Raw genomic sequence first — 21719 nt, 5'->3', positions numbered from 1 at the left:
ACAACTACGCCTCTGCCGTGGTCGATATGTGATTATCGATTGCTTGTCCCGCAACCTCAAGCGGTATACTGATCTCGAACTTGGTTCCAACACCCTTAACGCTCTCCACCTTCATCTTGCCATTCAGGGAATTCACGTACTCCCTGGTTTCGTAGACACCAATTCCCATCCCGGCATTTCCTTTTGTCGTTTGAAACGGCCGAAACAACCTTTCCTTAATGAACAATGCATCCATCCCAACCCCATTATCCTCAATCGTAATCACTGCATAGTTGTTGACCCGGTCCACGGTCACATCGACCTTACCATCTTCCTGCGACGCTTCCTGTGCATTTTTTATCATATGCACCATGATGGCGGTGAAACGATCCTTATCGGCGATGATTTTCAGGAAATTGGCATTGATCGTAAGTCGCGGCTTGGGCAAATAGGCATAAAGTTGATTAACAGCCTGCGCAACCGATTCTTCCACATAAAATTCTTTTGATTTTGTTGATTCGAACCTTCCCTGCCTCAACTGGGTAAGCAATCGTCCCATTTTACTGACTGCATTGCCAATCGTTTTAACCGCATCATCCATAAATTCAGGATTGTTTTTATGCCGTTCAGCATTCTTTACCACCAATTCCAATTGGGCAATCAGGTTTTTCAGGTCATGTACCACAAACGCCGAGAGCCTGTTGAAGGCCTCGAATTGATTGGCCTGATTCAATGCCTCCGAGGTTTGTAACAATGCAAGATAACTGCCCGCCTGCTTCGCCGCAGCCTTGATGAGATCCCTGTCCTCCCAATTGACCGATTTGGTCAGCTTTGGCTGTGTCAATAAGACAAAGCCAAGAAGCTGTTCGTGGTGTTTGATGGGTATGATCAACCAGGCATTGTCAATAGCTATAAGCTGGTCATCAAGTTTCAGGCTTTCATAGCGCTCTGGGAACTGTTTGTATTCATCGACGTCGATAATCCAGTCACTATTGGAAAAATATGTCACCAATGAATCATTTGAATCGAATAAGATATTGTTCGCTGACACTTGCCAGTGACTGACACACTGGTAACTGCCAGCATTATCCGACATCCAGAGGTATCCCCCACCTGCATCGATTGATTCAGAGATCGCCTGTATCACCCGGATACGGATCTCCTTACCCCCTCTACCGTTGGAGAGTGTCTGTACAACCCGCAACCACTCGTCACGCCAGTCATACTTGTAGCTGAAGAAGTGTTTGTTGACAAAGACCTTTAACTTTGAACGCAGGTTACCCGAAAACAATACCGTAATGAGAAAGATGACACCTGCGAATACAAAGGCAACCTGAGTCGCTTTACCCCAACTTCCCCCATAAAAGCGGATGTAGTAGCCAACCGCCGCCATCGTCACCAGGTAGGCCCCTGCGGCGATGATTGTGGTGGCATGAAATACCACCTGTTTCGAGACAAAGACACGCACGGACCAGCTGGGATTTCTGGTTGCCGCAATCGCCACAAAAGGCACAGCGAGCGCACTGGTCAGTCCCCTCGCCTGCCACAGCGTGGTATCCACCCGATTGAACAACAATGCTTCAGCGTAAAGGAAAAAATCGTAGACAAACAGGACGCCCATCCCGAGATAGAGATATTTGACGGCCCAACGCATCTCAGGTCTTGTGCTGCGATAGAGTTGTTCGATCAGGGTCAGTCCGGTTATGGCGAATCCCAGATAACCCACTAACGGGTAACTTGCAAAGCCCTCTGGACCAATCGGCACAGGGAAGAGCTGGGAAATCGGCTCGACTACAATCATTACGGTTGATCCGATGAGTATGGCGATTGGAATGTAAGCCAGATTCCGTAGGTTGTTGCCGCAGGCCTTTTGCAAATTAAACAGTAGGCGGAACAGGAAAACGAACCATGCAATATTTCTTGCTATCTCGAAGATTTGATAGACGGTTCTGGTGAGGACGGATTCGTCCACTTGCAAAGCAACAGCCGCCAGCGCCCAGCATGCTGTGGTCACGGAAGCCGTCAGCAAATAGATCCCCTCTATTCGCCCGCGCCAGCTGGTCACAAGCATCACACTGAAGAGCAGGAATAGTGTGGCCGATATGGCATAACCGATGATTCCGATACTCAAGCAGCTAATCCTCTATAGAGATTCCCACACAGACATGCAAATGAACTTTTTACCTGCATTGGTGTACGTATTATCCTGAATACTTACTAGTACATTCATTTACAGGCACCCCTATGCAAACAGGTGAATGCATTATTATTCAGTAAGTTAACAATAATATTGATTATCAGGATAGGCAATGGCCAATCAATAGTATATGGGATGGTGAACTGATTCACCTCTTCGAACCGGATTTACAGATGAATCTAGATTCCATAACGGATTCCCTCGATAATAGCCCACCATCATACAGATATATTTTTTTGCGGATTTGAAACCATGATATTAAATGCAGCACATAGAGTAACTCCCTCCTTGCCGGTTCACGCCAAAACCGGATTTAAAACAAGAAATTATTTAAAATTCAAGGGCTTCACCCTAATAGAGGTGATGGTTGTCGTAGTCATACTCAGCATCCTCGCGGCAATTGTCGTACCCAAGATCATGGACAGGCCCGAACAGGCCCGAATCACCAAGGCAAAGAGTGATATCCGTGCGTTGGAGGCCGCTCTCAACCTCTATCGACTCGACAATATGATATATCCCACAACCGATCAGGGTCTTGAGGCTTTGGTAAGCAAGCCAACTGATTCACCGGAACCGAGGAATTGGAAAGAGGGTGGATATCTGGATCGGTTGCCCGTCGATCCCTGGGGCAATCCCTATCTCTTTCTCAGTCCTGGCACCCATGGCGTGATCGATATCTACTCTGCGGGGCTCGATTCCCAATCGGCCGATGACGACCTAGGGAACTGGAATCTGGAGTGAAGGTAAACCACTCAACCACCGCCGCAGCCAACCAGCGAGGATTTACACTCATCGAGGTGATGGTGGTAGTCGTCATCATCGGCATCCTTATCAACTTCGTCACACTCTCTATGGGCCGCAGTTCGCCGCAAGACCAGTTAAAGACGGAGGCCCAGCGGCTATCCAATCTGATCGGGCTGGCAAGTGAAGAGGCCCTATTGAGATCAGTCTTGATCGGGGTTGATATCAGCGAGGAAGAGTATGGCTTTCTGCGCCTGGAAGAGGGATCGTGGCAACCAATGGAGGATAACCTGTTTCGTTCACGTCAGTTGCCGGAAGGTATGGAATTCAGTATTGCCTCCTCGCAGCAATCCGGAGAGGATGATGAGGAGAACATCCCTGAGATCATTTTACTCAACAGCGGTGAGATGACTCCCTTCGAACTAAAGCTGAGTTCCGACCGGCTAGAGAGCTATTACAGATTGACCGGCAGTGAGATGGGGGAGCGCACACTCGATCATGTCTCGCCCTATTAATCTTTCCCGCACCGGCGCATTCCAGGCTCATAACCCAAGAATCCGGGGCTTTACCCTGCTTGAGATCCTTATCGCCTTAGCGATACTGGCAATCGCATTCGCTTCGATCATCACGGTTGCAGCCAACCAGTCCGTCAACGTCGGTTATTTAAGGGACAAAACCCTGGCGCACTGGGTAGCGCTGAACCAGATCACCGAGTTACAGGTTGGCAACAAGTGGCCGGCAACCGGGAAACAGCAGGGTGACGAAGAGATGGGCCTGACTAAATGGCATTGGCAACGAACCGTCAGCAAAACCCCGGATGACCGGGTTCGCAAGGTGGAAATAGCCGTGTTTCGCAACAGGGGGGATGATGAAGCTGTAACGCGGCTTGTGAGTTTTCTGCCCCAACCGATTTAAGTATGTAATATGAACCACCACCCTCGAAGTCACGGTTTTACTCTGCTGGAACTACTGATCGCCATAACGATCTTCGCCATTCTCGCGACATTCGTCTATTCGGGCCTGAAGGTCATCCTCGACACAGAACACCAGACCAGCCTGTACGGTCAACGCATCGCCAAGCTCCAACTCGGACTCAATCTGATGCAGCGGGATATTGAACAGTTAGTGGGTCGACCGGTGCGCGATCAATACGGTGATCAACAGCCTGCCCTGAAGAGTGGCGGTATATCCGGTATCCTGTTGGAGCTTACACGCGGGGGCTTTTCCAATCCGATGCAGCTGTCACGCAGCAATCTTCAGCGTGTCGGCTACGTCCTGGAAGACAACACCCTCTTCCGTCTCACCTGGCCTACCCTGGACAGACCCCGGGAGAGTGAACCTCACCGACAAAAACTGATCGAAGAGATCTCGTCGCTGGAACTGGTCTTTTACGATAAGGCATTGCAGGAGAAGCGGGAATGGCCACCCCGGACAACCGGGGAGGCGGACGAGGATCCAAGCCTACTTCCGGTCTCTATCGAACTGAAGCTGGAACTCGAAGACTGGGGTACGATTCGGCGACTGTTCCGTGCGAAACAGCCAGTACCGGTTGAGAATGGGTAAGGTCACATGCCAGGTATAACCGCTCACAGATCGATGCATGAAAAAGGTGTTGCCCTGATCACCGCCATCATCGTCGTCTCGATAGCCTCCATCGCTGCCGTGGCCATGACCCATGAACTGCAGTTGAACATTCGCCGCAGCAGTAATATTTTCGCCGCCGACCAGGGCTATCTCTTTACCCTGGGCAGTGAAGCCTGGTCGCGGGGAATGCTGATCAGGGACCTAAACAATAACAAGCAGGATGGAAACTACGACGGTCTTGACGAAGACTGGGCCCAGGAACTTCCGCCAACCCCGGTCGAGGGCGGCCAGGTACAGGCGGTCACAACCGATCTGCAAGCCAGATTCAATCTCAACAATCTCTATCTGAAGACGGACGCGAGCGATGAGGATAAGCAGTTAGTTGGTGAAAATTTGGCCCTTTTCCAGCGTCTTCTGGTGATTTTGGAGTTACCCGAGTCGATTGCACAAGCCACTGCTGACTGGTTGGATGAGGATGTCAAATCGCTCTACCCGGATGGTGCGGAAGACATGGAATATCTCAATTTGGATCCACCCTACCGTACCGCCAACGGAGCTATGGCCAGCCCAACCGAACTGAGGCTCATCAAAGGCGTGGACCGAGAGGTGTATGAAAAGCTGACCCCCTATATCATAACCCTTCCGGAACAGACCAGAATCAATGTTAACACTGCCGATGCATTAATCATCCAGGCATTGATTGAAAACCTGAACGAAGCAGATGCAGAGCAGTTGATCAGCGAACGGGAAGATGACCCGTTCAAACAACCAAGTGCATTTATCACGAGACTAAAAGCACTTTTGGATGAAAATAAAGTAAACTCTCAAACAGTAACCTCGTTAATCTCTGTTGAGAGCCAATATTTTCAAATGGAGACGGTTGTCCGAATGGAAAGCAGTAGCCAAAGATTAGTCAGTCAATTGTATAAGGGTGAGAAGGATGTTGTTGTCATTTCCCGGACCCTCGGAGCTTTCTAATGGCTGAACGCCTGGTAGTTCAGTGCCATGACAGCGACTGCAGCAAGGTCAGTTGGCTGCTCAAGGGCAGCGCCAATCCGCAACCGGCCGAAGGGACCCTGGCGGATGCGGCGAAATTGGCGAAGGGCCGACGAACCCTGGTTTTTATTCCCGCCACCGAACTGCTCATCACCGAGGTCCGGATCCCGACCAGAAACCGGCAGCGTCTCATTCAGGCGATACCATTCTCCCTTGAGAATGAATTGACCGAGGATGTCGATCAGCTCCATTTTGCCGCAGGCAATATCGACAGCGATGACATCACCCCTGTCCTAGTCATCGCCAAGCAGAGGCTGGACCACTGGCTGGAGACCCTCGAAACAGCGGGAATCGAACCTATCGCCATCTATGCCGATCTGCTCTCTTTACCCTATGAGAGCGGTGCCTGGACCCTCTTTCAGGATAGCCGGATTCTGAATGTCCGCACCGATAGAGCAAAGGGTTTCAGCGCCGACGCCATCAACGGCGAGGCGATACTCAGGCTTGCCCTGCAGCAAGACAGCGAGCATCCGCCTGGTAAGATCGATCTCTTTCAATCCCCTGATTCCCAGGACCTGATCGATATTAACCAGCTCGACGGCGACTATGAAATCAGTACCAAACGTCTCGATACCCAGGCCGAGCTGACCACTCTGCTGGCCGATAATCTGATCGATAAACAGCAGATCAACCTGCTTCAGGGTGATTATCTGCGAGTCGACAAGCTGACGCTGCAATGGAAACGCTGGCTTCCCGCCGCCGTGCTGGCAGCGGTATTCATTGGTCTCACCCTGCTGATGAGCATCCAGCAATACCGCCACTACGAACAACAGAGTGCCGCACTCGACAAACAGATCAGAGAGACCTTTCAGCAGGCCTTCCCTGAGGTAAAGCGCATCGTCGACCCGAAGGTACAGATGGAGCAGAAGCTGAAGAGCCTGCGCCAAGGAGGTTCCGGCAGTTTCTTGCAATTCACCAGCCTCTTCGTACCTGCCGCTTCGGTCATCAAAAGCAGTCCAAACACCACCCTGGAAAGCATAAGTTTCCGGGATGGCAAACTCGATCTGCAATTAATCATCAAGGAGTTGCAGGCATTGGAGAATTTGAAACAGACTATCGAGGCCAAAAAACTCGCGGTTGAGATCCGCTCGGCCAATGCCACCGGCAACCAGGTCACTTCACATCTACGTATCAGTGGAGTGAATCCATGAAGGAGTGGTGGCAGTCAAAAACACCCCAGGAACACATGGCCCTGATCATAGGCGCCGCAGCCATCTTACTGCTGCTTGTCTATCTGCTGATGTGGCGCCCGTTCAATCAGGCCCTGGACAAGAAGGCACTGCTGGTCGAGAGTCAACAGCTCACGCTGAACTGGATGCAGGACAACCTCGATCTGGTCAAAAACCTGCGTAGCCAACAGCGGGGAAAAAGCGCCGGCAGTAATGAGGCACTGCTCACCCTGGTTGATAGAACGGCAAAGAAAACCCGACTGAGACAACAGATCCAGCGCATTAAACCCCAGGGCGACAATGCCGTTCAGTTATGGATCGAAGAGGCTCCTTTCGACACCATCATCAAATGGCTGGGTCAGCTGACGCAAGCCCACGCCATCGAGATCGACTCCCTGACGATCGATAGACAAGACAAACCGGGACTGGTCAATGCACGCCTGGTCCTGCAGCGGGAAGGGGGATCTTGATGCGCTGGTGGAGTTTTCTATTGATCGGCTTGGGTGGTTACCTGATTTTTCTGCTTGCGGGAATCCCGGCGCAACACATCATAGGCTGGGCACTGGCCGAGAACGGTAAACTGCCCTTCTCTTACGCAACCATGAAAGGGAGCTTGTGGCGAGGTAAAATGGAAGCCATCAATTATCAGGGAATGCCCCTCGACAAGATTAAGTGGCGCTTCGCACCTAGCGGCCTGCTTCTCGGCAGGATCAGTTTCGAGCTTGAACTGCGGCACATGAATAACAAAGTCGATGCGAATGTAGCCCGCACCCTGGGTGGTTTCCAACTGAAGGATGTTGAAGGTCAGCTCCCGGCATCGATGATTACCGACATGGCGGACCTCAACCAGATCAGTGTTGAGGGTGATGTTGAACTCAATCTGAGTCATGTTGCCATCGAGACTGAACGCGTCACCTCGGCCGAAGGAGAGATCAAATGGCTTAATCCGGCTCTGCTTCGCCCCTTCAGCCTCAAGGAGGGCAATCTTAAAGCTGATGTGACAACTGACGATAACGGCAATATCAATATCAAGATCAATGACCTGGGCGGGGGCACCTCGGTGGATGGTGAACTGAGTCTCAGTAACGAAGGAAACTATAATCTGAACGGCGCGATCAAACCTGGCGCGGGATCAGACCCCGGTTTGAGCAGCGCATTGAAGGCCGTTGCAAAAAGCCAACCCGACGGTAGTTATCGAATCAGTTTCAGCGGTAGTCTATAGGTATTTTCTGTGATCGGGTGCAACTAACGAGGCTGATTCAGGCCTGTATGCCAACGCCCCATCATCTGCTAATATATAATGCATTATATATTTACCATAAACCCATGATGAATAAAGATTTTCACCATCCACATCTGATCCTGCCCCAAATCACACACCCGCAGGTGCCGCGATTCGGGCGCGAGACTTCGATGGAACCGATTCAACAATGAGTATTTTGCCAACCCTTTTCATGGATAGACAGCACCCGCGCACCGGCCTGTTCTCACGCCTGGCCCTCATGCTGTGCACCGTCGCCCTGCTTAACCTTTCGTGGATCCCACTTGGCCATGCGGAACAGATTACTCTCAATCTGAACAATGCCGACATAGAGGCCCTGATCAAGACGGTCTCCGAACACACCGGAAAGAACTTCGTCATCGATCCCAGAGTAAAGGGGAAAGTGACGGTCATCTCAGCCCACCCGATGGATCGCGATGAGTTCTATCAGGTGTTCCTCTCGATCCTCGAAGTGCATGGTTTCTCAACCATCCCCAGCGGCGATGTGATCAAGGTGGTCCCCGACGTGAAGGCCAAACAGGGCGGGATCCCCACAGTCAACGCCCTCGGACAACTGCCTGGGGATCAGATCGTCACCCGCATCATCCAGGTCAAGAATGTCACCTCCGCGCAACTGGTACCGATTTTACGGCCCCTGATACCCCAGGAGGGCCATCTCGCCGCCTACCCGGACACCAATGTTCTGATCATCTCCGATCGCCGTCAGAATGTTGACCGGCTGATGAAGATCATTGATCAGATCGACAGGGTAAGCGACAGCTCGATCGAGGTGATCACGCTGCAGCATGCCTCCGCTTCCGAGGTGGTACGCATCCTCAACGGATTACAGACCCCTGCGGCAAAGGGTCAGAAGAATGCCACCAAACTGGTCGCGGACGAACGTACCAACAGTGTGTTGATCAGCGGCGACCCGACGGCAAGACTACGCTCGCGGGTAATCATCGAGCACCTCGACACCCCTTTTGACAATGAAGGCAACGCCCAGGTCATCTACCTGAAATACGCCAACGCCACAGACCTGGTGCAGGTATTGACGGGTGTCAGTGAAAATCTGGACGAGACCAAGCAGGGGGGCGGCAAAGCGGGGGCCAAGGGTAAACCCACACTGCCGATCAACATCCAGGCCGATGAGGCCGCGAACGCACTGATCATCACCGCGCCGCCCGATCAGTTCCGAGCCCTGCAGGCGATTATCCGTAAACTCGATATCCGGCGGGCTCAAGTCCTGGTGGAGGCGATCATTGCCGAGGTCTCCTACGACAAGGCGAAACAGCTCGGTGTGCAATGGATCGTCGATGGCAGTCCGGATGACAAAGGCCCCATTGGCGTCATCAACCTGGGCTCTCCCAGAATATCGGATATTGCAACCTCGGCGGCCGCCGGATCCGGGGTTTCGCTTGGTCCCGGCACCTCTCTAGGTTTTGGGCGATTCAACAGTAACCGCATCAATTTCGCCGCCCTGATCCAGGCCCTGGAGAGTGATTCCACCTCCAACATCCTCTCCACACCGACGATCACCACCCTTGACAATCAGGAAGCTGAAATCGTAATCGGCCAGAACGTGCCCTTCATCACCGGCTCCTACAGTTCGACCGGCGGGGTCAGCAACTCGGTAAACCCCTTCCAGACCGTGCAGCGGGAGGATGTGGGCCTGACCCTCAAAGTGAAACCGCAGATCAACGAGGGCAACTCGATTCAACTGGAGATCGAACAGGAGATATCCAGCATCAACGCCTCCGCCAGTTCCGGCACCAGCGATATCGTTACCAACAAGCGGACCATCAAGACCGTGGTCATGGTGGACGATGGCAATACCATCGTGCTGGGCGGACTGATCGAGGAGGACCTGCAGCAGACCGAAGAGAAAGTGCCGGTATTGGGCGACATACCCTTGCTGGGCGCCCTGTTTCGCTCTAACAAGACAACCAAGGTAAAACGCAACCTGATGGTCTTTCTGCGTCCGGTGGTGATTCGCGATGATGCCATCAACACCCAGATCGCCAGCGACAAATACAACTTCTTCCGCGCCCAGCAGCTCAGGCTGAAGCAGGAGGGTGTTAATCTGATGTCGGATGATGAGATGCCGGTCCTGCCGCCACGCTTCGGCACCCTCGCCCCGCCATTTGATGATGAAGAGCTGGAACCCGAACATTGATCGGAGAGGAGCGAGGCATGTCTGAGAATTCCTCACCCTCTTCGCAGATGGTCGACGAGCTCACTGCAGAATCGGTGCTGCTTGATGAAACCACTCAGACACCGATCCAACTACCCTATGCCTTCGCCCGTCGTCATGGCGTCGTCATCGTCAGGGATGATGAGCAGAATCAGCTTCAGCTGGTACATAAGCCAGGGGTCTCGCTTGGCGTGCTCAATGAGGTGCGCCGGCTCTTTTCCCAACCCTTGATCTATACCCAGGTCGATGAGGAGACGCTGGAGAAACAGCTTTCGCAGATCTATGAAGCGGGTTCGAAACAGTCCAGTCAGATCATGGAGACGATGGGCGACGACATCGATCTCGACAACGCGGCACGGGCACTGAACCAGCCTGAAGACCTGCTCGAGAGCGACGACGACGCCCCGATCATCAGACTGATCAACGCCCTGTTTACAGAAGCGATCAAGGAACAGGCCTCCGACATCCATATCGAACCCTACGAGAATCGCCTGGTCGTGCGTTTCCGTGTCGATGGCGTACTGCGTGAAGTCCTCACCCCGCCGCGTACCGTGGCCTCTTTTCTGGTCTCACGCATCAAGGTCATGGCCCAGCTCGATATTGCCGAAAAGCGCATCCCGCAGGATGGACGAATCTCCCTCAAGGTAGGCAACCGTCCGGTGGACGTTCGTGTCTCCACACTCCCCTCCAGTTATGGCGAACGGGTGGTTCTGCGTCTGCTGGACAAGCAGGCGGGACGACTCGATCTGGAGCAACTCGGCATGGCGAAGGAACTTCTGCTGCAGGTCGATCCGGGCATCATCAAACGACCGCACGGCATCTTTCTGGTCACAGGCCCCACGGGCTCGGGTAAAACCACGACCCTGTATGCGGCCCTGAGCCGACTCAACACCCAGAGTCGTAATATCGTGACCGTTGAAGATCCCATCGAATATTACCTCGACGGCATCGGCCAGACTCAGGTTAACAACAAGGTCGATCTTACCTTCGCACGCGGCTTACGCGCTATCTTGCGTCAGGACCCGGATGTGGTGATGGTGGGTGAGATCCGGGACCTGGAAACCGCCCAGATTGCCGTGCAGGCCAGTCTGACCGGCCATCTGGTGATGTCGAGTCTGCATACCAATACCGCCATCGGCAGTATTACCCGTCTTCGCGACATGGGCGTAGAGCCCTTTCTGCTCTCATCCAGCCTGATCGGGGTACTCGCTCAGCGCCTGGTGCGCACCCTCTGCCCGCACTGCAAGTCACCATACACGGCCAGTGAAGAGGAGCTGCAGATGTTGGAGCGACCCACAACCGAGGAGATTACGCTCTATACCTCAACGGGATGCGAGAAGTGCCATAACCATGGCTATCTCGGCAGGACGGGTATCTATGAACTCATCACCATCGATGAGACATTGCGCAACCTGATCCACAAAGGCAGCGGCGAAATCGAAATGCTGGAGCATGCCAGAACCATGAGCGACAGTATTCGTCAGGATGGAATGAAGCGCGTACTCAGTGGCGATACCACGATCGACGAAATCATTCGCGTTACCCAGGAGGGTTGATCAACCTTGGACGCCTTTGAATACGTAGCACTCGACCCGACAGGGAAGGAGCGACGCGGCGTACTGGAGGGTGACAGCCCGAGACAGGTACGCCAGCAATTACGCGAATCAGGCCTCACACCACTGACCATCGATGTTGCAAGTGGCGCCACTCAAGAAAGAAAAAGCAGCCTCTTTCAACGCCATATCAATGCCATGGAGCTGGCATTGATAACCCGCCAGATGGCGACCCTGCTAAGGTCCGGCCTGCCTTTGGAACATGTGCTGAAGACAACCGCGTCCCAGTCCGATAAGCGTCACGTGGAACGCACCCTGCTGGCCGTAAGAGCAAAGGTACTGGAGGGTCGTACCCTGGCGGATGGCCTGAGTGAATTCCCCAAGACCTTTCCCGAACTTTATATCAAGACCGTTTCGTCAGGTGAGCAATCGGGGCACCTCGAAGTGGTACTGGAACGCCTGGCCGACTATACGGAACAACGCCAGCAGATGCGTCAGAAGACCATCTTCGCCCTTTTCTATCCGGCACTGTTGACCATCGTCTCCTTTCTCATCGTGGTTGGCCTGCTGACCTATATCGTGCCTCAGGTAACGCGAGTGTTCGAAACCATGCAGGCAGAACTTCCCTGGATCACCCGGGCACTGATGACCACCAGTGACGTCTTCCGTACCTACGGTATCCCTATCTTTGTACTGCTGTTGCTTCTCGGACTCTTGTTCAGCTATCTGCTGAAAAAACCCGGCCCCAAACGCTGGTGGCACCGAATGATGTTACGCATCCCTTTGGTCGGTCGTCTGGTTCGCACCGCCAATGCCGCCCGCTTTTCCCGTACCTTAAGCATCATGGCAGCCAGCAGCGTACCGATCCTGGACGCGATGCGTATCGCATCCCAGGTGTTGACCAATCTGCCCATGCGCAATGCCGTGGAGGAAGCCACCTCCCGGGTGCGGGAGGGCACCAGCCTCTACCGGGCCCTGGAAAAGACCGGCTACTTTCCACCCATGACCCTCAGCCTGCTGGCGAGTGGTGAATCGAGCGGTAACCTGGAAGGCATGCTGGAACGGTCGGCGGATATCCAGGAACGGGAGATCGAGACCCTGGTCTCGACCATTCAAGGCTTATTCGAACCGATACTTATCCTGGTGATGGGAGGTATTGTACTGGTTATCGTGCTGGCCATACTGCTTCCTATCTTCGACCTCAATCAACTGGTAGGCTGATGCCATGAATATCCACCCACGACTGAAATTCACCCTTCTGTTACTCGGCATGCTGCCAGGTCTCATAGCCTTGACCGGTTGCAGCACCACACCCGACAGTGCGCAGATGGACGAAACCGCAGCCATTCTCAAAGAGGCGCACCGGGCCTATAACATCAAGGCATATAAAAAGGTTTTCCAATTGATCTTCCCACTTGCCGCCGCCGGCAACGACAAGGCGCAATATGCCCTGGGTTACCTGTTCTATCACGGTTTAGGCGTCGAGAAGAGTGACCGCCAGGCCATGCATTGGATTCAGCAGGCTGCGGCACAGGGCAACAAGAAAGCGCAGAGGGCGTTGATACCGAATAACTAAAAGGCCGATTGTGGTGCGGCAAGCCGCACCCTAGGTTTCGATTACCCCGCTTCACTCACTCACAAGTGGAAAAACAGCATTTCCTCGTTCCCACGCTCCAGCGTGGGAATGCAGACCTCAGCGCGATAGGAAAACTAGGTACGGATTCCCACGGAGGACCGTGGGAACCAGAATAAAACAGATTTTTCGTCAGATGACCTTCGAGAAACTTCCCTGCGACTGCTTGCTGCTGAGATAGGCATCGAATTGCATACAGATATTTCTGATCAGCAAGCGCCCCCTGGGCAGGACCTTGATCTCGTCATCATCGATGCTCAGCAGGCCATCCGCAACCATCCCCTGCAACGATTCGATCTCGTTGGCGAAATATTCTTTGAACACAATATTCCAGTGCTTCTCCACATCCGCCATTGAAAGGGAAAAATGGCAGATAAGTCGGGTAATCACATCACGACGCAACCGGTCATCCCGGTTCAGTTCCACCCCGCGGAAGACCGCCAGCCTGCCGCTGTCGATGCGCTGGTAATACTCATCGAGACTGCGCATGTTCTGCGCATAGCTTGGACCCACCATACCGATCGAGGTAGCCCCCAGGCCGATCAGATCACAATCGGCATGGGTCGAATAACCCTGGAAATTGCGATACAGGGTACCATCCTCCTGTGCCAGCACCAGTTCATCATTCGGCTTTGCGAAGTGATCCATGCCGACGTAGACATAGCCGGCCGCCGATAGTTTTTCGATGCTCATCTGCAGGATATCGAGCTTTTCCTGTGGGGGCGGCAGTTCCTCCTCGTTGATGCGTCGCTGCGGTTTGAAGCGCTCCGGGAGGTGGGCATAGTTGAATACCGAGAGCCGGTCAGGATCGACCTCGAGAATCTGATCCAGGGTGCTGGAGAAGCTCTCAACGCTTTGGAAAGGCAGCCCATAGATGAGATCGATGCTGATGGAACGAAAACCTTCATCCCGAGCGGACTGTAATACAGTCAGGGTTTCATCCTTGCTCTGGATCCGGTTTACCGCTTTCTGCACCCGCTGATCAAAATCCTGCACACCCAGGCTCATGCGATTGAAGCCCAACTCACGCAGCAGCTTGATGGTATCCCCTTGCGCCTCCCTGGGGTCTATCTCGATGGAATACTCACCCGTATCATCGTCCAGCAGGGTGAAGGCCTTGCGTGTCCGGGCCACCAGTTCGCGCATCTCGTCATGGCTGATGAATGTGGGTGTCCCTCCTCCCCAATGGAGCTGGGTCACAACTCTCGAAGCATCGAACAACTCCGACTGCATGCGCAGTTCTTCATGGATGCGGGCGAGATAGCCCGCCGCCAGGCTGCGGTCCTTGGTCGCCACCTTGTTACAGGCACAGTAAAAGCAGACCGTGTCACAGAAGGGTATGTGGAAATAGAGCGATAGGGGATTGGAGTATTTGTTGCTCTCCCTTGCGACCCGCTTGTATTCCTCCTCGTTAAACCCATCATGGAACTGAACCGCTGTGGGGTAGGAGGTGTAGCGCGGACCGCTCTGATCATATTTGGCGATCAGCTCAAGATCGAATTGTGTCGAATGATCCATGAATGAATTATCTCTAATAGTATTTGATATTACACCGGGCAGGCAGCAAACAGTCGTCTACTCCACATCCGCTTCTATGCCCTTGCGGTGTGTTTCATTGATCTGACGTAACAAAATGGCAAAGGGAATATCTTCGCCATGGCGGTTTACCAGTGACATAAACGACAGGTCTTCACGGCCGAAGTGATATTCACCCTCCTCCATCTGACGGTAGAGGGCTTTGATGCCCTCCTCCAATGGCTCGAGGAATGACGGATATCGGCCCATCTCATCCATCTGATAGTCATAGCAGTCTCTAAGGTCGTCAACTTCGAAGACGGCCTGCTTGACCCACTCCACATACTCTTCCGCACTGCGCGCACGCTGTAAGCTCATCTGCTGTCAAGTCTCTGATTAATCCGAATATTTCGTCCGATTACTATAAACATACCCTTCGCCTATTCTGCCAGATCAGCCGCCGATAACAGAAATACCCCCTCGCCGCCACGCTCGAAATCGAGCCAGACAAAGGGGATTTCCGGGAAGCTGTCCATCAGTAGTTGGGCACTGTTTCCGACCTCGACGATTATTATACCCCGGGGGGAGAGATACCTCTTCGCCTGTTTAAGTATCCGTTGGACAATCTCAAGCCCGTTTTCATTCGCGAGCAGGGCCATTACCGGTTCATGCCGGTACTCTTCCGGAAGACCCTCCATCTCGGCCGCACCGACATAGGGAGGGTTGGAAACGATCAGATCATACTGTATATCCGGCAGCTTCTCGAAAAGATCCGACTGATGGAGCATCACGCGTTCCTGCAGACCATATTCAGCAATATTCCGCTTAGCCACCTCTAACGCACCGGCGGAGATATCGGCCAGGTCGACATGACTTTCGGGGAGATAGGCCGCCGCGGCGATACCGATACAGCCACTGCCGCAGCAGAGATCGAGAATCCGCGGTTCCGTCGAAGGCCCCAGCCAGGGTGAAAACCCCTTTTCAATCAACTCTGCGATGGGTGAACGGGGTATCAGCACCTGTTCGTTGATATGAAATCTCATGCCTGCAAACCAGGCTTCCCCCAGCAGGTAGGGGAGCGGCACGCGCTCATCGATTCGGCGCTGAATCAGGCCAAGCACGCGTTCACGCTCATCACCTGTCAGTCGGCAGCTGAACCAGCTCGCAGGGAGATCGGGGGGCTGATGCAGCGCACCCAGGACCAGGGCAGCGGCCTCATCCAATGCATTGTCGGTACCATGTCCAAAAAACAGGTTTGCCTCTGAAAAGCGACTGGCGCCCCAGCGAATGTAATCTGCAATGGATATAAGTGTCTGCACGGAAGCAACTGGCTGAAAAACCGTGAATCATAACCGATTCGGCCAGTAAGTTATATGGTGTTATCCCAATACGCCACGGGGTGGCAGGCCGATTGGGCCTCCACCCCGGGAGTGAATCAATCCCATGCGGAATCAGGCGGCCTGAGAGCTGGAGTCGCCTACGACCGTTAACGGTGCTTCCTCCGATTCTTCACTCTTGTTCAGGTTTCTGCGCACCAGATCGCCGAGTGAAATGTTTGCCAGGAAATTGAATATCTCGCTGCTGAGATCATCCCATAGGGTGTGAGTCAGACAGCGGGCGCCGCCACTGCAGTTCTGCCTGCCGCCGCAGCGGGTGAACTCCACCCACTCATCGACCGCACAGATAATGTTGGCGATTGAGATCTCATCGGCGCTTTTACCCAGATAGTAGCCGCCGCCAGGCCCTCTGACACCACGTACCAGATCCTTGTTTCTCAAAGCAGCGAACAGCTGTTCCAGATATGACAGTGAGATTCCCTGATTTTCAGATATCTCAGCCAGTGTAACAGGACCATTTTTGCCGTTTAGTGCAAGATCCAGCATAGCGGTAACCGCATAACGTCCTTTCGTTGACAATCTCATTGGTTTTCTCCAGTGGTACTAATCGCATTACCCAGTAAATCACTTGGTAATTAGACTAGAGTAACTAAGTAAATTAGTCAACTTTTATCGTATAAAAATTCGTAAAATTGGGGTATTTATTATTTTTTATTGATATATCTGATGGTTACAGTCATTCAGGAGACGATTTATCCCTGTATGGCGAGCTTGAGAGGAGGCTTTTTTCATAATCTTTGATCGCCGGCGTCTCTCTGGAGAGAAAATCCCCGATACTCAGACTGAATTGCGGATCGCCGATCCAGTGATAGGAGCGGGTCTGAACAGGCAGAAATCCTCGCCAGATCTTATGCTCCCCTTGTGCGCCCGGCTCGAAACGCTGCAATCCGTGCTTGATGGCATACTCGATGCCCTGATAGTAACAGGTCTCGAAGTGGAGGCTGTCATAGTGATGCAAAGCGCCCCAATGGCGCCCATAGAGTACCGACGGACTGCGATAGAGCAACGCACCGGCGATACAGGCGGCACCGTCATAGGCCAGGATCAGGATAACCTGCTCCCCCAGGCAGCGGCCCACCTCACGAAAAAAACCGGTATTCAAGGTGGCCAGGCTATAGCGCTCCTCGAAGGTCTTTGTATAGAAACCCGCAAACAACTGCCACTCACTATCCGAGACCTCATCGCCATGCAACACCCGAAACCGTATCCCGGCACCCATCACCTTTCGCCTCTCCTGCCGAATGTTTTTTCTGCGCTTCGCCGTCAATCGGGCAAGAAAGTGATCAAAGTCCTCATACGCCTGATTGTGCCAGTGAAACTGCACACCCAGGCGCTCCATCATGCCCATCGACCTTAGCAACGCCCCCTCTTCCCGGGTAGTGAACAACCAGTGCATCGAAGAGAAATCGGATTCGATCGCCAGCTGCTTGGTTGCAGTGATCATCTCTCTTCGCAGTTGGCTGGCATCCGAGTCCGGAGCAACCAGAAGACGCTCTCCATAAGCGGGTGTATAGGGAATCGCACTCACCATTTTAGGGTAGTAGCGCTTGCCGCTTCGCTGATAGGCGTCGGCCCACGCATGGTCAAAGACGAATTCACCATAGGAGTTCGTCTTGATATAGAGCGGTGAGAGCCCGACCATACGTTCATCATCACGAATCACCAGATGGCAGGGCATCCAGCCGAACTTCCTGCCCACACAATCATGATGCTCCAGCGCGGCATGAAAGGCGTACTTCAGGAAGGGATTATCGTCGTGTACCAACGCATCCCATTCGGCTTGCCTCAACTCATCGATGCTGTGGTGAAATTCAACCTGCATGGACTGCCCTCTAACCGCTCTGATCGTAAAATCGCTATCTGAACACTCATTGTAGCCAGCGTTCAAAATCATGGCCCGATAGGCACCCCACTAACCCATGACTCTCATTTGACGCTCACATCAGCTAACATGGGTACATAATCAGAGTTCGAAACGACAACGATATGTTTGTCGGTAATTGTTCCTTTTTAAAGGGCCTGTCAACAGGCCTCAGGTTAGTTTCGACAGCATCCTAACTAAAATTCACGCCATTGGTTCCATTGTTTTAATAGGGATACTGGGCGTCCACTTCAACCAAACAATGAGGCGATGGTGGATCTATGTGTGGCAGGTTTTATCTCGATGTGGCCGCTGAAGAAATGATCGAATATTTTGGCCTATCTTCCGCACCGCATATCAGCCCGCATTACAATATCGCACCCTCGCAGCAGATAGCTGCCATCAAGTCAGAAGCTAATGCCAGAGAATTGGTCCGATTGCATTGGGGATTGATCCCTTCCTGGGCAAAAGACAAAAAGTTCGCTTACCGCACTATCAATGCCCGCGCGGAGACCATCGAGAGCAAACCGTCATTCCGTACGGCCTTCAAACATCGCAGATGCCTGATCCCCGCTAGCGGATACTTCGAGTGGAAAGCGACCAGCCAGGGGAAGCAACCCTACTGCATCACATCAGACAACGGAAAACCCTTTGCCTTTGCGGGTCTGTATGAGCATTGGGAAAGCAGCCATGGTGAGAAGATCGATTCATGCACCATTGTCGTTACGGAAGCCAAGGGTGGTATTGCAACCATTCACGACAGAATGCCGGTGATTTTATCCCCCGACAACTATAACGCCTGGCTCGACAAGGAGAGCAAAGATCCGGTCATCCTGAAACCCCTGTTGCTAGCCAATGGATCAGATAACACTCGTCTCTTTCCTGTCAGCCGCAGTGTGAACAATCCTGGAAACAACTCGCCTGACAATGTCAAACCCATCTGATAACCAAACCGCTAGTTGGGTATATGGAATCTATATCGATGGAGTTAGTGGGACCTTGTGCCGGGGCCGTTATCTCATTGATTGTCCATTTACTTGTTTTTAATAACTATTGAGTAGATAGTGATTTCTACATGCCTCCTTTTCTATGTTCAACCCACTAAAGCAAAGGCATCTTCCTCATTGGCGGATGGGTAGGCCAGGTTGTGATAGGGGCAAGATTTCTCCGGGTTGCTAGAGTAGGAGGAGCGCAAGAACGACCCCAAGTTCAATATGGAAACTGTTGCCATAAAGCAACCATGGCTCATGTTGTCATAGCTAGGAGCTGTAAAATCTTGTATCGTGTCAGATTAAACCTGAATTTTTGTCTACTGTATCAATTATAATTTCACCTTCCATCCGGGGAGAAGAGACAGATGGACTGGATACTGATAAGCAAGCTATTCCTGATCCTGCTACTGATCATCGGTAACGCTTTTTTCGTGGGATCTGAGATCGCCCTGACCTCCGCCCGACGTAGTCGTATCAAGCAGCTGGCTAGTACAGGCAACAAGTCCGCCAAGATCGTCCAAGTGCTCCACAACGAACCTGAGAGGTTCTATTCGGTCACCCAGATCGGTATCACCCTTGTGTCGCTGGCCCTGGGCGCCATCGGAATGATCACCCTAACCCAGGTCATGGATCCGAGCATCGAGGCGGCTTTCGGATGGTTTGGCCAAAGTGAAGAGATATTGGGCTGGGCACACACATTCTCTTATATCATTGCCTTTATCATCATCTCTTTCTTGCATGTGGTGGCGGGCGAACTGGCACCCAAGGTGCTGGCCTTCCACAAAGCAGAGGCCATGAGCCTGTCTGTGGCGTGGATCATCAACGGCCTCCACACCCTAATGCGCCCCGTTATCTGGGTCATGAACCATTCTTCCAATGGCCTGCTCTGGTTGTTCGGTCAACACGACCTTGCCGCCCATGGTGAAGGACACTTTTCCATGACCGGTGAAGAGATCCGAACCATTCTCAGTGCCAGTGAGCAGGAGGGGGCTCTCGACCCCCAGCTGACTATGATGCTTAGAGGAGTGTTCGACCTGGATGAGCACACTGCGCGGGACGCCATGATTCCTCGCACGGAAGTAGAGGGTGTTCCGAATACCGCCACCGTGGCCGATGTACTTGACCTCTTCAAGGAAGAGCTACGCGAGCGCTATCCTGTCTACGAAACGTCTCTCGACAATATCATCGGCATCGTGTCCATGAAGGAGCTGCTGAATAGACTGGCCACAGCGGAGAGCCCGGAGTCATCCACTAATATCATCAAACTTCCGGTAGGCGAAGTGATGATGCCGGCCTATTTCGTCCCGGATACCATGCGCCTGAGCTTGCTGCTCAAGGACTTCACCAGCAACCGTCGGCAAATTGCCATCGTGCTGGACGAGTATGGCGGTACCGAAGGGCTGATCACCCTGGAGGATATCCTCGAAGAGATCGTGGGTGACTACGAGGACGAATTTACACCCAGGCACCGTCATATAAAGATGGAGGACAAGCAACACTTTATCATCAATGGCGGAGTCCGGGTGACGGAGCTGGAGCCAAAATTGAACTTCCCCTTCCCCACCGGTGATTACGTGACCATGGGAGGACTCATTCATCACAGTCTTGGCCGGATCGCGGAAGTCGGCGACCTTGTCCAGCTTGAGGGGGCCTTATTAGAAGTCCTGGAGATGGACAACCACCGGATCACCAAGGTGTCGTTCCAACACCAGATAACGGAGGAGGAGCCGGAAGAAACGGAGCCTCAGGTCGAAGAAAAAAAAGCTAACCAATCTTTTTTGAAGAGGTCATCAGAGAAAAACCTCAAGGACATAAATGACCGACCGGAGGTACAGGAAGTAGAAGCAGCGACGGAAAAAGAGACAGATTCCAATGTAAAGGTAGTTTAAATGGCATGAAACCATGCGATATTAGGCTGTTGGGATTGTGATGGTTTCTCTATATCTGCTGTTCATTGAATAACTCATCTCTCGCCACAGGGAAGTCGGCCTTCTATGACGTTTCTGTCTGTCGGCTCGCTGTTTTGCGCTCAGGCTTCCTTCAGACATCCCCTCACAGGCTTGCCCTTTCCTCGGCTGGTAGCTGAGCTCAAATATATATGAATTGACAGGGAATCGGCCTCAGAGAGGGACACTATGCAGTTCATCGATCATCGACCGTGGTTCTGCTACAGGGGTCTTACACCCCATCAGTTTATGCCCATGCCGGGTGTACACAATAAAAATCAGCCGACTGCTAAAAAAATAAAGGGGTCAGTCTGTACTTATATTTATTTGCTCTCCCACAGGTTTATTTTCATATGGTGAGACGCTTAAACCAAGCAATCGTCTACGATACCGTGCAATAGTTACCCACGCCAAACAATCTGCCTATCTCTACTAATGAAGTGTGAACAGTCCTAAAATTAGCTCGCCTGAAGATATAAAACCTATCTGATAGCCAAGCCGATTGAAAGCTATATGAAATTAGTAGGGATGGAGTTGGTGGAATCTGGTGCCCGGGGCCGGAATCGAACCGGCACGACCCGAAGGTCGAGAGATTTTAAGTCTCTTGCGTCTACCAATTTCGCCACCCGGGCAGAGTGGTT

The 21719-nt window shown here is 52.6% G+C and carries 20 protein-coding genes and 1 tRNA gene; 14 read left to right on the top strand and 7 right to left on the bottom strand.

The window, feature by feature from the left end; genetic code table 11:
• Positions 1-4: 4 nt before the first annotated feature.
• Complete coding sequence (gene prsK, locus AB8516_RS19805; protein WP_369162878.1) at positions 5-2110, bottom strand: XrtA/PEP-CTERM system histidine kinase PrsK; 2106 nt, start codon at positions 2108-2110, stop codon at positions 5-7.
• 354 nt (positions 2111-2464) lie between these two features.
• Here prsK and gspG point away from each other — a divergent pair, with 354 nt between their 5' ends.
• The 12 genes from gspG to AB8516_RS19745 all read left to right on the top strand — a co-directional run bounded on the left by gspG (position 2465) and on the right by AB8516_RS19745 (position 13310).
• Positions 2465-2917, top strand: a complete 453-nt coding sequence (gene gspG, locus AB8516_RS19800; protein WP_369163339.1) for a type II secretion system major pseudopilin GspG — start codon at positions 2465-2467, stop codon at positions 2915-2917.
• Positions 2914-3432: a type II secretion system minor pseudopilin GspH gene (gene gspH, locus AB8516_RS19795; RefSeq protein ID WP_369162876.1), complete on the top strand. Its 519-nt coding sequence runs from the start codon at positions 2914-2916 to the stop codon at positions 3430-3432. The genes gspG and gspH overlap by 4 nt, the downstream gene beginning before the upstream one ends.
• Positions 3416-3832 carry a type II secretion system minor pseudopilin GspI gene (gene gspI / locus AB8516_RS19790; RefSeq protein ID WP_108293448.1) on the top strand — a complete coding sequence of 139 codons (417 nt, stop codon included), beginning with the start codon at positions 3416-3418 and terminating at the stop codon, positions 3830-3832. Before gspH ends, gspI begins: the two co-directional genes overlap by 17 nt.
• A gap of 9 nt (positions 3833-3841) precedes the next feature.
• Complete coding sequence (gspJ, locus tag AB8516_RS19785) at positions 3842-4480, top strand: type II secretion system minor pseudopilin GspJ (protein WP_108293450.1); 639 nt, start codon at positions 3842-3844, stop codon at positions 4478-4480.
• Between the two features lie 6 nt (positions 4481-4486).
• Positions 4487-5479 carry a type II secretion system minor pseudopilin GspK gene (gspK, locus tag AB8516_RS19780; protein ID WP_369162874.1) on the top strand — a complete coding sequence of 331 codons (993 nt, stop codon included), beginning with the start codon at positions 4487-4489 and terminating at the stop codon, positions 5477-5479.
• On the top strand, positions 5479-6708 hold the full coding sequence (gene gspL, locus AB8516_RS19775; protein ID WP_369162873.1) for a type II secretion system protein GspL: 1230 nt from the start codon (positions 5479-5481) through the stop codon (positions 6706-6708). The genes gspK and gspL overlap by 1 nt, the downstream gene beginning before the upstream one ends.
• The gene (gene gspM, locus AB8516_RS19770; protein WP_369162871.1) at positions 6705-7196 is read left to right on the top strand and encodes a type II secretion system protein GspM; all 492 of its coding nucleotides are present in this window, start codon (positions 6705-6707) and stop codon (positions 7194-7196) included. The genes gspL and gspM overlap by 4 nt, the downstream gene beginning before the upstream one ends.
• Positions 7196-7948: a type II secretion system protein N gene (locus AB8516_RS19765; protein ID WP_369162870.1), complete on the top strand. Its 753-nt coding sequence runs from the start codon at positions 7196-7198 to the stop codon at positions 7946-7948. The genes gspM and AB8516_RS19765 overlap by 1 nt, the downstream gene beginning before the upstream one ends.
• Before the next feature lie 208 nt (positions 7949-8156).
• Positions 8157-10163 (top strand): type II secretion system secretin GspD, encoded by a 2007-nt coding sequence (gene gspD / locus AB8516_RS19760; RefSeq protein ID WP_369162869.1) that lies wholly within the window; start codon positions 8157-8159, stop codon positions 10161-10163.
• 17 nt (positions 10164-10180) lie between these two features.
• A complete protein-coding gene (gene gspE / locus AB8516_RS19755) occupies positions 10181-11737 on the top strand; it encodes a type II secretion system ATPase GspE (RefSeq protein WP_369162867.1) in 1557 nt (518 codons plus the stop codon).
• 6 nt (positions 11738-11743) lie between these two features.
• Positions 11744-12955, top strand: a complete 1212-nt coding sequence (gene gspF, locus AB8516_RS19750; protein WP_108293462.1) for a type II secretion system inner membrane protein GspF — start codon at positions 11744-11746, stop codon at positions 12953-12955.
• Positions 12956-12959: 4 nt separating this feature from the next.
• A complete protein-coding gene (locus AB8516_RS19745) occupies positions 12960-13310 on the top strand; it encodes a tetratricopeptide repeat protein (RefSeq protein WP_369162866.1) in 351 nt (116 codons plus the stop codon).
• A gap of 189 nt (positions 13311-13499) precedes the next feature.
• Here AB8516_RS19745 and hemN read toward each other — a convergent pair whose 3' ends face one another.
• The 5 genes from hemN to AB8516_RS19720 all read right to left on the bottom strand — a co-directional run bounded on the left by hemN (position 13500) and on the right by AB8516_RS19720 (position 18101).
• Positions 13500-14885: an oxygen-independent coproporphyrinogen III oxidase gene (gene hemN / locus AB8516_RS19740; RefSeq protein WP_369162864.1), complete on the bottom strand. Its 1386-nt coding sequence runs from the start codon at positions 14883-14885 to the stop codon at positions 13500-13502.
• A gap of 57 nt (positions 14886-14942) precedes the next feature.
• Positions 14943-15260: a general secretion pathway protein GspF gene (locus tag AB8516_RS19735; protein WP_108293466.1), complete on the bottom strand. Its 318-nt coding sequence runs from the start codon at positions 15258-15260 to the stop codon at positions 14943-14945.
• A 62-nt stretch (positions 15261-15322) separates the two neighbouring features.
• Positions 15323-16201, bottom strand: coding sequence for a 50S ribosomal protein L3 N(5)-glutamine methyltransferase (gene prmB / locus AB8516_RS19730; protein ID WP_369162862.1), 879 nt, complete (start codon positions 16199-16201; stop codon positions 15323-15325).
• A 132-nt stretch (positions 16202-16333) separates the two neighbouring features.
• A complete protein-coding gene (locus tag AB8516_RS19725) occupies positions 16334-16804 on the bottom strand; it encodes an Rrf2 family transcriptional regulator (RefSeq protein WP_369162860.1) in 471 nt (156 codons plus the stop codon).
• Positions 16805-16955: 151 nt separating this feature from the next.
• Positions 16956-18101 carry a GNAT family N-acetyltransferase gene (locus AB8516_RS19720; RefSeq protein ID WP_369162858.1) on the bottom strand — a complete coding sequence of 382 codons (1146 nt, stop codon included), beginning with the start codon at positions 18099-18101 and terminating at the stop codon, positions 16956-16958.
• A 320-nt stretch (positions 18102-18421) separates the two neighbouring features.
• On the opposite strand from AB8516_RS19720, the gene AB8516_RS19715 reads away from it, so the two are divergent.
• On the top strand, positions 18422-19084 hold the full coding sequence (locus AB8516_RS19715) for an SOS response-associated peptidase (RefSeq protein ID WP_369162857.1): 663 nt from the start codon (positions 18422-18424) through the stop codon (positions 19082-19084).
• A 413-nt stretch (positions 19085-19497) separates the two neighbouring features.
• On the top strand, positions 19498-21021 hold the full coding sequence (locus AB8516_RS19710) for a hemolysin family protein (RefSeq protein WP_369162856.1): 1524 nt from the start codon (positions 19498-19500) through the stop codon (positions 21019-21021).
• 602 nt (positions 21022-21623) lie between these two features.
• Here AB8516_RS19710 and AB8516_RS19705 read toward each other — a convergent pair.
• Positions 21624-21710 (bottom strand) — tRNA-Leu (locus AB8516_RS19705).
• Positions 21711-21719: the final 9 nt, after the last annotated feature.

The organism is Candidatus Thiodiazotropha sp. LNASS1 (genome assembly GCF_964212655.1).
GTDB lineage: Bacteria > Pseudomonadota > Gammaproteobacteria > Chromatiales > Chromatiaceae > Thiodiazotropha.
This window is presented reverse-complemented; position numbering and strand designations above follow the sequence as displayed.